14 protein-coding genes are annotated in these 12,834 nt (G+C 54.6%); 1 reads left to right on the forward strand and 13 read right to left on the reverse strand.

Annotation, left to right across the window (positions count from 1 at the left end; all coding sequences use genetic code 11):
• Positions 1-36: 36 nt before the first annotated feature.
• From H7F20_RS04460 to H7F20_RS04505, 10 genes are all read right to left on the reverse strand, one after another.
• The gene (locus H7F20_RS04460) at positions 37-498 is read right to left on the reverse strand and encodes a DUF4440 domain-containing protein (protein ID WP_185784913.1); all 462 of its coding nucleotides are present in this window, start codon (positions 496-498) and stop codon (positions 37-39) included.
• 13 nt (positions 499-511) lie between these two features.
• Positions 512-862, reverse strand: a complete 351-nt coding sequence (locus tag H7F20_RS04465) for a VOC family protein (protein WP_185784914.1) — start codon at positions 860-862, stop codon at positions 512-514.
• Between the two features lie 216 nt (positions 863-1,078).
• The gene (gene aac(6') / locus H7F20_RS04470; RefSeq protein ID WP_185784915.1) at positions 1,079-1,555 is read right to left on the reverse strand and encodes an aminoglycoside 6'-N-acetyltransferase; all 477 of its coding nucleotides are present in this window, start codon (positions 1,553-1,555) and stop codon (positions 1,079-1,081) included.
• Positions 1,552-2,001 carry a hypothetical protein gene (locus H7F20_RS04475; RefSeq protein ID WP_185784916.1) on the reverse strand — a complete coding sequence of 150 codons (450 nt, stop codon included), beginning with the start codon at positions 1,999-2,001 and terminating at the stop codon, positions 1,552-1,554. The genes aac(6') and H7F20_RS04475 overlap by 4 nt, the downstream gene beginning before the upstream one ends.
• On the reverse strand, positions 1,998-3,500 hold the full coding sequence (locus H7F20_RS04480; RefSeq protein WP_185784917.1) for a S10 family peptidase: 1,503 nt from the start codon (positions 3,498-3,500) through the stop codon (positions 1,998-2,000). The genes H7F20_RS04475 and H7F20_RS04480 overlap by 4 nt, the downstream gene beginning before the upstream one ends.
• A gap of 30 nt (positions 3,501-3,530) precedes the next feature.
• Positions 3,531-4,283 carry a DUF6090 family protein gene (locus H7F20_RS04485; protein WP_185784918.1) on the reverse strand — a complete coding sequence of 251 codons (753 nt, stop codon included), beginning with the start codon at positions 4,281-4,283 and terminating at the stop codon, positions 3,531-3,533.
• A gap of 155 nt (positions 4,284-4,438) precedes the next feature.
• Positions 4,439-5,932 carry an amidase gene (locus tag H7F20_RS04490; RefSeq protein WP_185784919.1) on the reverse strand — a complete coding sequence of 498 codons (1,494 nt, stop codon included), beginning with the start codon at positions 5,930-5,932 and terminating at the stop codon, positions 4,439-4,441.
• Positions 5,932-6,579 (reverse strand): DUF4386 domain-containing protein, encoded by a 648-nt coding sequence (locus H7F20_RS04495; RefSeq protein ID WP_185784920.1) that lies wholly within the window; start codon positions 6,577-6,579, stop codon positions 5,932-5,934. Before H7F20_RS04495 ends, H7F20_RS04490 begins: the two co-directional genes overlap by 1 nt.
• Before the next feature lie 5 nt (positions 6,580-6,584).
• Positions 6,585-7,331, reverse strand: coding sequence for a DUF6090 family protein (locus H7F20_RS04500; RefSeq protein ID WP_185784921.1), 747 nt, complete (start codon positions 7,329-7,331; stop codon positions 6,585-6,587).
• Between the two features lie 9 nt (positions 7,332-7,340).
• Positions 7,341-8,102 (reverse strand): DUF6090 family protein, encoded by a 762-nt coding sequence (locus tag H7F20_RS04505; RefSeq protein ID WP_185784922.1) that lies wholly within the window; start codon positions 8,100-8,102, stop codon positions 7,341-7,343.
• Positions 8,103-8,241: 139 nt separating this feature from the next.
• On the opposite strand from H7F20_RS04505, the gene H7F20_RS04510 reads away from it, so the two are divergent.
• A complete protein-coding gene (locus H7F20_RS04510) occupies positions 8,242-9,216 on the forward strand; it encodes a sugar phosphate isomerase/epimerase (protein ID WP_185784923.1) in 975 nt (324 codons plus the stop codon).
• 8 nt (positions 9,217-9,224) lie between these two features.
• On the opposite strand, the gene H7F20_RS04515 is transcribed toward H7F20_RS04510, so the two are convergent.
• The 3 genes from H7F20_RS04515 to H7F20_RS04525 form a co-directional block, all read right to left on the reverse strand.
• Positions 9,225-9,926 (reverse strand): hypothetical protein, encoded by a 702-nt coding sequence (locus tag H7F20_RS04515; RefSeq protein ID WP_185784924.1) that lies wholly within the window; start codon positions 9,924-9,926, stop codon positions 9,225-9,227.
• 118 nt (positions 9,927-10,044) lie between these two features.
• Positions 10,045-10,551 carry a hypothetical protein gene (locus H7F20_RS04520; RefSeq protein WP_185784925.1) on the reverse strand — a complete coding sequence of 169 codons (507 nt, stop codon included), beginning with the start codon at positions 10,549-10,551 and terminating at the stop codon, positions 10,045-10,047.
• Between the two features lie 70 nt (positions 10,552-10,621).
• A complete protein-coding gene (locus H7F20_RS04525; RefSeq protein ID WP_185784926.1) occupies positions 10,622-12,655 on the reverse strand; it encodes a prolyl oligopeptidase family serine peptidase in 2,034 nt (677 codons plus the stop codon).
• Positions 12,656-12,834: the final 179 nt, after the last annotated feature.

Below are 12,834 nucleotides of genomic sequence, written 5' to 3' on the forward strand. Positions count from 1 at the left end.
CTCCCGAATTGTTACCTTAATAGCCCCGAAAGTGGGTCAATGGTCATCGGCCGGAAACCAGGTATCCCGCAATATTTTCCATTCACCGTCCCTTTTGACCCATACCAGCAAATAGCGGCCCCGGCTGACCACCGTACCATTGGCATGAGACCAGGTACCGGTCCCTTCTTCCACCAGTAACTGATCATCTCCCCAAAGCCCGGTCGTCTGAAAATGGGATCCGGTGATGCTGTCGCGGACCATGCTGCCAATAACCCGGATAATCGCGTCCCTCCCGGTTGTTGACGGGATGATTTCCGCATCTTCGGTATACATGGCGCCCAAACCGACGGAATCGCCTTCTTCCAAAAGCCGTTCGTACTGGCGAATTCGGGATTCAATTTCCTTTTCATGGACTGGCAGGGCGGTCTGGTCCATAGTTGGAACAGGTCCTGGCTTTTCCTGCATGCATCCCAGGAAGCCGAGCATTATAATCAGGGGTAAAATCCGTTTGTTCATAAGGCGGTACTTTTTACTGGTTCTGGCCAAAGGTCAGCAAATTGTTGTCCGGGTCCAGCAGCGAGAATTCCCTTTGGCCCCAGGGCTTGTCACCGATTGGGCCATTGGGGTGGATTGCGACGTTGCTATTTAGCAATTCCCGGTAAAGTTCATCAATGGCATCCGTGCGGATATATATCTGGCCGTAGTTTTCCTTAGGGTCCAGCCCCTTGAATTCGAAAAAGTGGATTTCCACCTTTTCCTTCCGCACCATGAGGTAATTCCCGTAATCGCCCAGTTCGGTAAAGCCCAGTTTTTCGATATAGTAAGCCTTTGTGAGCGCCGGGTTGCGCATCGGGAGCTTGGGGTGGATATCAGTCAGCATGATTTCAACATGGTGTAATGGGCAGGTCCCCGGGTGATGCACCCAGGGGGCACGATCCTTTTATTTTCTATGGACTTCCAGTTCGATTTCTATCATGAGTTCCGGGAGCGCCAGTTCTTTGACCCCGAGCCAGGAACCGGTAGGGAAGTGATTCCTATAGATCTCGGCATGATAACCGGCATGTTCCATATCAGAAATGTAAGCAAAAAAGGGACGCTACCGGCCCGGAAGTTCCCTGGAAAAGCAAACAATCCGATTCACCTCCCTGAAACCCGAGGCCTTGTGGAATTCGATGCTCGTTGTGTTCCCGGGCTCCGTATCGGAAGCCATTTCCCTGCATTGATTTTCAAGCCCCCAGGCTTCTGCTTCCCGGATTAATTGCCTGCCGATTCCGCAGCCCCGGTGTGGTGGTTCCACGTAGATTCCCTCCACATACAGCACGGGGGAAGACGAAGTCCCCTCCACATAATCCGTCCGTAAACACAATTGGATAAAGCCGATAAGACCCGTGTCCGTCCTGGCAATTAAAACACGTTGCTTCCCGGTATGCAGGATGTTCCGGTAATTTTGGTATTCTTCCCCATAGGTGCAGTCCGGCCAGAGACTGAGGACCATTTCCACCAACCCGTGAAGGTCTTTCTCGCCGGCTATTGCTATCCGGAAATCCATCGGCTCGTCCCTGTTCCTTTTCATCGATGCGCTTTCAGGGCCCTGGATAGTCCTTCAGGATCGGCGGTGCCCACCATGACGGTTTTCCGCTTGCCGTCCCGGATATAATCGATCTGCACCGCCCGGGTCCCCTGGATGTTGTAGAGCATCCCCCGGGGCGTCACGCGGATGCCAAGTCCGTAATACCAGGGGGTACGGATTACCTTCGTTTCCAGCAACTCGTCCATTTCGATCCGGATCCGGATCAGGCCCACCCCGTAAACCACGTGGAGGACGTTACCGTGCAGCTCCAGGGTAAGTTTATAGAATAGCAGCAGGGTGATAGCGAAGATACCCAGCAAGATCAGGAAGGGGACCAGGGGCAGGGGCCGGTCGCCCCACTGATAGGCATACGCAAGTGCCAGGAATACAATGACGGGTGCAAGCAGCAGGGGCAGCACCCAACCCATTTGTGAGCTGCGGTAATTCATCGCGTCAGGAACTCCCGGATATCCGATGCCAGTTTGGTGAAGTCCGGCTCGTGTGTATACATCATATGGCCCGCCTCATAGTAGGTCATCGTGATGTTCTCATAGGGGATCCCATTGCGGGAAAAGGTGTACTCCGCGTCAAAGAAGGGGCAGATCAGGTCGTAATACCCACTGGCCACCAGGACCTTCATTTCGGGGTTCCGCCTCATGGTTTCGCTCAGTTGGCGGGTCACATTGACGGCGGAGGGTTCCCAGTAGGACCCTTCAGGGACTGGCCGCCAGTTCCACTTGGGGTAGATCTCCCCATTGGAGGTAATGTACGGCCGATCCATATCCACGTTGAGCCGGGATGCAAAATAGTGGTTCAGGCCTGCTGTATAGGCGGAGCTTATCTGGTAACTGGCCGGGTCCCCCAGGTGGGGGCCGTCCGAAAACTGGTCGGCCTCATCGCCCATAAAACGGCCATCCAGACGGCCGACGGCCAGCCCCTGGTCTTCCAGCAGCTTCTTTTGGAACCGCGGCACCAGTACCCGGAGGTCGGATTTCAGGATGTAGTCCTTGTCCAGGCCTGTGAAATAGCTCAGCTTTTCGGCTGCTTCATTGCGCTCCGGGTCGGAAAGCAAAACCCCTTTGTACAGGATGGGGGCATAGGAGTTGTAGGTGAATTCCCGGGCTTCCGCCACAAAGGATTCAAGCGTTTTCCCCTGCCCTGCCTTTTTATGGTACCAGGCGGTAGCTGACATGCTCGGCAGGTAGGTGAGGTAGGAAGTGATGTTGTCGTGCACCGAGGTGGACCCGGCATAATCCAGGGCCTGGGAAATCAGGATCAGGCCGTTGAGGGCCATGTTCTGCCCGCCGCCTTCCAGGGCATTGGCGACCCCGGCGGCCCGGGTGGTGCCAAAGCTTTCCCCGGCGATGTATTTGGGTGAAAACCACCGGTTGTTTTCGGTGACCCACTGCCGGATAAAGGTGGCGATGGAGCGGGCATCTTCGGTGAGACCCCAGTAGTCCTTTACCTTTCCTTCGCCTACCACCCGGCTGTATCCGGTCCCTACCGGGTCTACGAAGACCAGGTCGGTCAGGTCCAGCAAACTGTGGTCGTTGGGAACCAGGTTATAGGGGGCTGCCCCGTCGTCGGCGTCGGCATCCGACGGCACCTTTATTCGTTCCGGGCCAAACATCCCCATGTGCAACCAGACCGAGGCGGAGCCGGGCCCCCCGTTGAAGATAAACGTCACAGGGCGTTTGGAGGCATCGCTGACCCCCTTTTCCACGTAGGCCACCGACCAGATGGAGGCCACGGCTTTGCCCGCAGCGTCCTTCAGGTAGGTCTCGGAAGCAGTGGCGCTGTAATTGACAACCCGCCCCCCGCTGCGTATCTGGTGGCTGGTGACAAAGGATTTAGGTTCCGGCACGGGAAGGGAATCGGTGGATTTTTCCTGGGCCTGGGTGGCCATTGCCACCAGCAGGAAGATGGTTATAAGCAATTTGTGGTTCATGGGTATAATGATGTTAGGATTTCAAGTTAATTATTCCCCCAGGTTTTTTAATTCCGTATCGATCTGTTCCGAAAGCGCCCGCATCTCTGCTATCAGGTTCCGGTAATTGGCGAGCGTTCCGGGTATCACCCATCCCGACGTGGACAACAACAGGTCAAAATCGGGGTTGTCATAGATGACCGAGGGATCTGTCAGGCGCACCGAGGTATCCATCCTTTGCCTGTCATTCATCGTGACCTTTAGCCCGAAGATCCGGGCGAAGAGTTGCTTTTTATCAAACAGCTCGGTCCGCAGGACCTCGTTGATCCAGGTTTTGGCATTTTCCAGGGTAAACCCGTAGAGCTGGGACAGCCCTTTGCGTATTTCCGGGTTGCTGATCCGGTCGAGGCCACCGGAAACGATGGCGTCGTAGGGACTTTGGTTTACCGTAAAAATCGCACCATAGGACATCACTCGCTGCAAATGGGTATAGAGCGAATCCTGGGGCAGGGAAGGGTCGTTTTTCAGGGCAACCAACGCGTGGACGCTCCCGAGGTATCGCTCCGCGTAGGGAATCTCATCCTCCAGTAACCGGACGTCCGTTTCCAGGGCTTCCCGCACCTGCAGGAGCATGGTGCGCTGGTATTCCCTGTTTGCCCTTTCCTCGTTCCAGTTATTGATCTGGAGCGCAATCAATATCCCGATGACCACCAGCAGGATTTCGCCCAGGGCGTACAGCGCATAGCGGCCAAAGTGGTTCTGGCTTAGGAAGCGGTTGCGGAGGGTGCGGAAAATACGGAGCAAGGCAGTCGGTTGGTTACCTGCTGAAAGTACAAAAAAGGATTGGATCGTGGCCTGCCCCTGTTTACCGGCTTACAACCCGTCAGGGATTCCGAGAATATCCTGTTTGTCCCCGGGGAGGTTTTCCACAAGCGGAGAAAAAACCCGGGCTATACAGATCAATTTTTTCCGGCAACCAACTCGGGCCGCACACCCAGGTGCGTGGTAATTTGTTCATAGGCCAGGGCAAATTCGATTACCCGCCTGTCATTTCCGAATTCCCCCATTACCTGCATGCCCATGGGCCTGCCCTGCGGATCGAACCCCACGGGGACGTTTATCACGGGGATGCCCCCGAGGCTTCCGGGAACCACCACTTCCATCCAGCGATGGTAGGTGTCCATGGAGCGGCCGTTGATTTCCTTTGGCCAGTGGATATCCTTTGGGAAGGGGAAGACCTGTGCCGAGGGTAGTACGAGAAAGTCCCAGCTTTGGAAGAGCCGGTCCAGTTCTGCGTACCATTCCCCACGGAGCGTGTTGGCCCGGGCCACCTCCTGGTCCTTCAGGCCCAGGCCCTGTTCGATTTCCCAGATGAGTTCCGGTTTGAGCAGGGCACGGTTCTCGGGGACCTCATAGTACTCCAGCATGTCCATGCGTCCGTGGTGGCGCAACGTGGTCCAGCTCTCCCAGAGGTCCGATGGTGCGAAGCGGGGTTGTACGGGTGCTACCTCCCCGCCGGCATCGGCCACTTTTTTAAGGCTGGCTTCGCATAACCCGAGGATTCCCGCCTCCATGGGCAGGTACTTTTCCAGGTCGCCCATCCAGCCAATTCTCACCCCGTTGAGGTTTAATGGGGCCAGCCCACTAAAATCAGTATCCGGGGCCAGCGTCTGCAGCAGCTGGATGAGATCGCGGGTATTGCGGCCCATGGGCCCCGAGGTGGAGAGCAACCGGTTTTCCGCATCCCCTTCGCCAGACACCACGTTTGTGGTAGGGCGGAAGCCGATCACATTGTTGAAGGCCCCCGGGTTCCGGAGGGACCCCATCATATCGCCTCCATCCGCAACGGGGAGCATTCGGGTGCCCAGGCCGCAGGCAGCGCCGCCGCTGCTTCCGCCCGCGGTCAGATTGGGGTTGTAGGCACTGCCGGTGGCCCCGAAGATCGGGTTGTAGGATTGGGAACCCAGTCCAAATTCCGGGGTATTGGTCTTACCGATGAAAATGGCGCCCTGTTGCCGGATCCTTGCGGCCACCATTCCGTCTTCGACGGCGGTCCGGTTGGTGAACATGGGGGAGCCCAATGTATAGCGGAATCCCTTAAGCGGCCCGAGGTCCTTGATCGCATGGGGCATCCCGTGCATCCACCCCCTGTATTCGCCCCGGTCCAGGGCCGCGTCTGCTTCCGCTGCCTGCCGCAGCAAATCCGCATCGTCGGCAAGGCTTATTATCGCATTGTATACCGGGTTGTACCGGTGGATTTTGTCCAGGTAGGCCTGCATGACCTCCACACAGCTCACCTGCCGCTCCCGGATGGCCATGGAGAGTTCAGTGGCGCTGAGGTCCGTCAGGTCTGTGGCGGCGCCCGGCCTTAAAAGCCTGGCGGACAGGGGGAAGGACACGGATAATGCGGCGCCTGCCGCCATGGAATTGTGGATAAATTTTCTTCGTTTCATCATTTCAGCTTCGTGTGGGTTGGATTTTTGTGGGGTTCCTTTTTCCCGCCTGCCGCAAGTAGCCAGATAGCAAAAGAAAGCTCCCCGATAATACTGGGAATGGCAACCAGCGCCAAGAAGACATTGCTGTATGTGGCATAGTCTTCCAGGAGGAAATGGGCGCCTGTATCCACTGCGTACATGACACCGGCAATCGCAAGAATAATTGAAATTATCCTGGGCTTTCCGATGATTCTGGCGAGCAGGACCAGATGGATCCCGAAAAAGAAAAGGGCGATCAGCCAGATGGTATTGAACAGGTCTACCTGTCCCAGGACCTCTTCGGCCGTGGTTGCCGTCAGGGCAACCGGAAGGGCAAAGATGGCTACCCCCATAATGGCGGCATGCATCATCCGGAAGTAGGTGCTCAGGTTGGAAAGCGCATGGCTTTTATATAATTCGCGGAGGGCCCAGGCAACCACCACGTCAAACACGACTGTCACCAAAAAGGCAAGTATACCGGCCCGGACCATCATGTCCTGCTCGCTGATCGTGCCCAGCGGGTCCTGCAGGAGCGATTCGACCACAAGGAAATTGGCGAATACCGCAGCGAAGAAAATGACCAGGTAGCTGCTGCCGGCGATGATTGAGAACGTTCTTGGCGTCATCTTAATTAATCTATTTCAGAAAGGTACACTTCCATCCGGACTTTCAATTCTTGCATCTTTCCGATCGTCAGGTTCAGGTTGTAGATGGCCTCTTGTTTGGTTCGTTTGTATAAGCCCAGTAGCCGATGGAAAGCCTTATCAGTTTTCATCCTGCCGATGTCCAGCGGCCGGTAAATGGCGCCAAAGCCCAGGGCGGGTTTTCCTGCCTCAACCGACTCAAAATAAATCAGGTATTCAGGGGCAAAATACTCCTTGATAAATTGTCGGTCCGTTTCCTCCCCCTTCCTTAAAAAATCGACATCGTTTTCGTAGAACTCCGTGATTGTCTTACGCAAACTGTCATTTCTCACAACGCCCAATCCAATGTTTTTCAGGTTATCGTAACCACTTGTATTTATTGAAAGGGTCGTGCTGAAATTCAATGTCCCGAATTTCGCCCCGATTGTGTCGGTATAGGTGGGATTTTGTAATACCTGCTCTTGGATTTCATCGGCCAGAGTGATCAGATTTTGGTTTATCCGGAGGTCATTTTCCAGGGAGGCAACCCCGGAATCCAGGTCACCCATAATTTCAGCCAGGACTTCTTTCTCGAGTGCAAGTTCTTTTTGGGATTCGTTCCAGTTGTTTACCTGCAGGGCGATTAATATCCCAATCACCACCAGGGTGATTTCTCCAGCCGCGTAGAGGAGGTAGCGGCCGAGGCGGTTTCCGGAAAGGGCTTGTTGGCGCAAGGTGCGGAAGAATCGGATCATTAAGAGTGGTTAGTATTTTTCGTTAAGCATCTTCAGCAGGCTTCGGGTCATGTCCAGCATTTCGTTCCGGACCCCGACAATGATGTTCTGCTGCTGGATTTTGTTGAGTATAAGTCCGTTCAGGGTTCCATACAATTCATTAAAGTCGGTGTTATCCCAGAACCGCTTCTCCAGTGGTCCCATTCGATCGGGAAAAAGCGGATTTCCGAATGCGTCCTTTCCCGGTAGGTTGGGAAACTTGAGAATGCTTTGGGTATAAGTGGTGAACATGGCATTTATATTGTCTTCCAGCATGCCCAAAACCTGAAGCTGGTCTTTATGATGCCCGATCAGGGCCGTTGAAAGGGTAGAATCCAGCAGGTCCATATGCCCGTTGGCGTTGATCCGCTCAAAGGTGGAGGTATTCAGCGTATTCGAAGGGCTGTAATACGGATCAAAATCCTTTCTGAAAATCCGGATCAGCGTGTCCCTGGTGGCAGTTTCCGAAGTCATACGTTCAAAAAGCCCCATGGTATATTCCAGGTCCGTCGCCATATGGGAATTCAACTCTTTCAATAAAACAGTATCCAGGGCCAGGTCCCTTTTGAAGGATTCAATATAGGCCTGCCTGATTTGCTGGTTGTGCCGGTCTTCCTGCCAGGAATTGATCTGAAGGGCAATCAGGATACCCAGGACGACCAGTACGATTTCCCCTATGGCATACAGGAGGTAGTTGCGAACCCGGTTTTCATTGAGGAGGCGCTTTCGGAGGGTGCGGAATATGCGAAACACGATGTCAGGTTGGTTTATGGTTTAAAGTACGAAAAAGGATCAGAATGGAATTGCCATTGAATTAGGTTGAGGGCAAAGGCATTTATTGGTAAATTGGCAGGGAGGGGTGTCCAACCCCGGAAAACCAACCCGAATACCTATGTCCATTCATTCCCGATCCCGCAGAAACGCACTGAAAACCGGCCTTACTGCCTCCCTGGGGCTGGCTTCCGGCATGGCCTTTTCCATGGAAGATGACCAGCCGAAGGGCCGGCGCGCAACCCAAAAACACGAGCTGCCTTTCCGTGTGAGTTTGAACACCTCCACACTGATGGCCTATGAGTTGCCGGTAGACCAGCAGATCGACCTGATCGCCGGGGCGGGGTTTGACGGCACCGAACTCTGGATGCGCGATATCAGGGCCTACCTGGAGAAAGGGGGTGCACGGGCCGACCTGAAGGAAAAGCTCGAGGCCGGCAACCTCGTGCTGGAAAACATTATAGGATTCTCCCAATGGTGCAACGACGATCCGGAGGAGCGCAAAAAAGCCCTGGAGGTACTTCAGGGGGAAATGGAGATCATTGCCGACCTGGGGGGCGGCTACATCGCCACCCCGGTAATGGGCGTCGAAAAGCTGGACCCTCTAAAATTCGACGAATATGCCCAACGCTACCGGGCCATCCTGGAGCTGGGCGATGAAACGGGCGTATACCCGCTACTGGAACTTTGGGGGATGGGGGCCCTGCACCGGGTTTCGGACTGTGCACAGATCACCATCGGCAGCGGCCATCCGAAAGCGGCCGTATTGCTGGATATCTATCATGTTCACCGCGGGGGCAACACCTGGGATACGGTCGACGTTTTGAACGGGGCCCGGCTGCCCGTCATCCACATGAACGACTACCCGGCAACGCCGGCCTGGAACGAACTCACCGACGGGGACCGGGTACTGCCCGGGGAAGGGGTCTGCCCCTTCGATACGGTGATTCCCAAACTTTACGCCGCAGGCTTCCGCGGCGGTTTTTCGGTGGAACTGTTTAACCAGGGCTACTGGTCCCGCTGGGATGCCAGGGAAATGCTGGAGCGGAGTTATGCCAGTACGGTAGCCGTGTTAACCGGGGCCATGAAGGGATAGGAGTAAAACTATAATTCAGAATCGATCATTTTTATAATGGTTTCCACCTTCTCCTGAAGCCCCATCATCTGTATTTTGGCCATATAGTTAAATGTCAGCATGTTTGAAATATGGTCTTCGAGGTCACTGTTATTGAGAAAATCGGCCGCTTCGGGTTTTTCCATGGATTTTCCGATGAGGGTAGCAACCCGGACATTTTTGTTGAACGTCATGATGTTAACCATGGCCGGATCGTTTAACAGGTCATTCTGAATATTCCTCAGGGAATACTTTTCGGTTAAAAAAGGGATATACGTTCTGTCCCTGTGTTCCCTCCAGATAATCTCCTCTTCAATGGCAAAGCTTATGTCCCCGTTCCAACCGGATATGAGTTGCCTGAGCGTATCGTTTTGGATCAAATACAACTTCCCGGAATTTATGATATCGCTGGTAACCCCCAGGGAAGCATCAAAGGTTGGGGCCGGAAGCGTTCTCGAGAGTAAAAAATCCAGGGTATCCGGGTTTATATTGGCTGTCGGGTTGTTTATAAGGGAAAGGATTTCAATCCCACTATTCAGCAGGCGTTCCCGAAGGGCAAACTTATCGTGCAACTGGTCCAGGTTTGTCTGGAATTCCGAGCGGAGCTGCCTTAGGATCTGTCGTTCCTCCTTGCGATCCTGGTATGCTTCATTCCAATTGTTTACCTGTAATGCAAGCAGAATGCCTATCATGACCAAAGCTATTTCCCCGAAAGCATAAAGCGCATACGTTCTGAAGCTATTGCCGGTCAATAAGCGCCGTCTGATATTTCTGAAGAATCTTAGCATGGTTCAGGGGTTGGTTTTCCGGTTATTCTTCAGAAAAGTCCTTGTAAACACTATTTATGGATTCATTGTTATTTACAACCTCTTCTATGTAATCCCGGAATTCCTTGAAAAAGAACGATTTGCGTTGTTTCCAGTAAAAATGGAACCCAGGTTGATCCTTTACCCCCAGGATAACGGAAGTCAGGGCATTGCGCATCTCAGCGTCCAGGGTCCCTTCCTTGGACAGGTAATAACTGTTCTGAAAAATGATGAAGATCCCATGCACATTCATTACGGCCTGAAATCTTTGCTGGGGGGTCAACGAATCCGGGGCTGCCATGAAGTTGTAGAACAACTCGCTGGATTGTTGGTTGTTCCCGATTTGCTGATACCAATCCCCAAGGGATGAAATGGTTGCCGATGCATTTGCAGATTTGGTGGCCTTGGCATTCTCCCTGAACTGAAAGCCGACAAAAACCAGGGAAATCAATACGGCGAACCCCCCGATGATTTCTGCCAGCAAGGCCAATTTTTTAAGCTTGACTTTCATATAGTTTTTTTAAACATGATCCCAGCGGCCCGGGACTGTAATTTCCTGGTCTCTTGGCGCGCAATTTCCCTCAATCCAGCTTCCGGTCAAAAAAGTCCCGGGTAGCCTGATACGCGCGATACCAGTTATCGTGCAGGAGGAAGCCGTGGACCTCATCCGGGAACACAAGTTGCTCGAATTCCACACCGAGTTCCCGGAGTTTCCCTGCCTTGAGGACGGTTTCGCTGAAGGGCACGTTCCGGTCATCGTCCCCGTGGATCAACAGGACGGGAGACTTCCATCCCTCCATTACGGCGATTGGGGAGGAGTCATAGGCTTTCTTGGCAAATTCGGGTTTGGCCAGGCGGTTGTAACTGGGCATGAATCCCTGGATCACATTGTTCCAGTCATACACCCCGTGTATGTCCACCCCGGCCCTGAACCGATCTGAATTCCGCGCCAGTCCGAGGGCGGTCAGGTAGCCCCCGTAGGAGCCCCCCCAAAGGCCGATGCGGGAGGCATCCACCTGCGGGTGGTTCTGCAAAAAATCGGCGGCCGCAAGGACATCGCGGTATTCGCTGGCACCGCCTGCCCCGTAATCCAGCGCTTCCCGGAACTCCATGCCGTACCCGATACCGCTGCGGTAATTCACGCTCAGCACGATATATCCACTTTGTGCCAGGTACTGGTTCATCGCATAGGCGTAGTGGTAATAATCCCGGTGGTGGAAACCGAGGAACATCTGCCGGCGCGACCCCCCGTGGAAAAAGAGGACGGCCGGGGCTTTCTCCCCGGGTTTCAGCCCGGGTGGGACGAAGAGCTGGCCGTAGGACGGATGGCCGTCACTGGCTGTGAGTTCCACAGGTTTGGGGACGACCAGGGATTCGGAGGGGTAGTTGATATCCCGGGTAATGGCCACCGGCTTGCCTGCGGAAAGCCTTTTTACATTCGCCGGCTCCGTGGCGCCCGAGCCCAGGAAGAATACGCTTCCATCCGTCTTCACCACAGGGGACCATTCCAGGGACTCGCCCCTGGTAAGGGTCCTCAGGTTCCCGTCGTAAGATGCCAGGTGCGGCCGGTTCCGGTCTTCCTGGTTGGAATTGAAGACCAGGGTATTCCGATCCGGGCCCTGGGATACGTATTGCACTTCCCCGGGCCCCGGCGTAATGAGTTTGGGCGCACCCCCGGAAGCAGGGAGTTCGTACAGGTGCGTCCACCCGTCCTTCTCCCAGGGGAAGACCAGGGTGTTGCGGGACGTCCAGAAAAGCTGGTTGTCTGCGGCTATTTCCCGGAACACGCTGCCGGTACCCGGATCGGCGGTAAATACGGTCGTGCCTTGCCCGCCGCCGACCTTTGTAATTACTATCGAAAAGGGGAGTCCTGCCCTTTGGGGCACGAACAACTCGGGTTCCGTATACGGGATGCGCAGGAAGGCCACCTGGTCGCCGTTGGGGGACCAGGCAGGATTAGAATCCCGGTCGATACCCGGGTCCAGGAACGTGAAGTCCCCCGAAGAAAATTCATAGACCCCGATAAAGCTGTGGTCCCCCCGGCTGTTTACAAACGCCAGTTTGGACTGGTCGGGGGAGGGGGTCAGGTCGGAGACGGATCCCCTGACTTCGAAGAGCGCTTTGGCGTTTTCACCGCCTGCATCCATGACCCAGGGCTGCCCCTTTTTCAGGAAAAGGACGCGTTCACCAAGGGGCAGCGGGTGGTGCCCTTCCTGCACGGACTCATTGGCCCCATCCCCCAGGGAAATCCGGTAAATCATTTGCTTTGGCGGGTCGGGCATGCTGGTCGGGTTGGGGTATTCCCCCTGCCGGTTGGCCGAGCCACCGCGGACAAACCAGAGGTTTTGCCCCATGGCATCAAAAGCGAGTTCCCCTAGGGCCTGCCCGTCGTCGGATGAAAAATCCGTCAACCGGACCGGGAGGTATTCCGGCCCGCGTGCGTAATAGATATTCCGGACCCCTTCGGCGTTTTCCACCCAGGCGACCTGGTCGGTAGTGGCGGAGGCGGTGAGTTCGGAAGGGAAACTGTATCCGAGTAGTTGCTTCAAGGTAGGTTGCTGGCCCTGCAGGCAGGAAAGGCAAAGCAAGAACAGGTAGGTGAAAATGCGCTTCATGGTTGGTTTTTAGTGGTCCTGAAGATACACAATTGCAGCAAGTTGGCGGTGTGTAATTTGTTGTTTGCGGTACCGCCCGGCTATCCAGGCAAACTGACCGGCGTCATTTCAATTGCCCCGGGGTAGGTATATATTGAAAGGTTCTTTACTGATGAAGTACCAATTTTGAATTAAAAATT

It is taken from the genome of Robiginitalea sp. SC105 (genome assembly GCF_014243345.1).
GTDB lineage: Bacteria > Bacteroidota > Bacteroidia > Flavobacteriales > Flavobacteriaceae > Robiginitalea.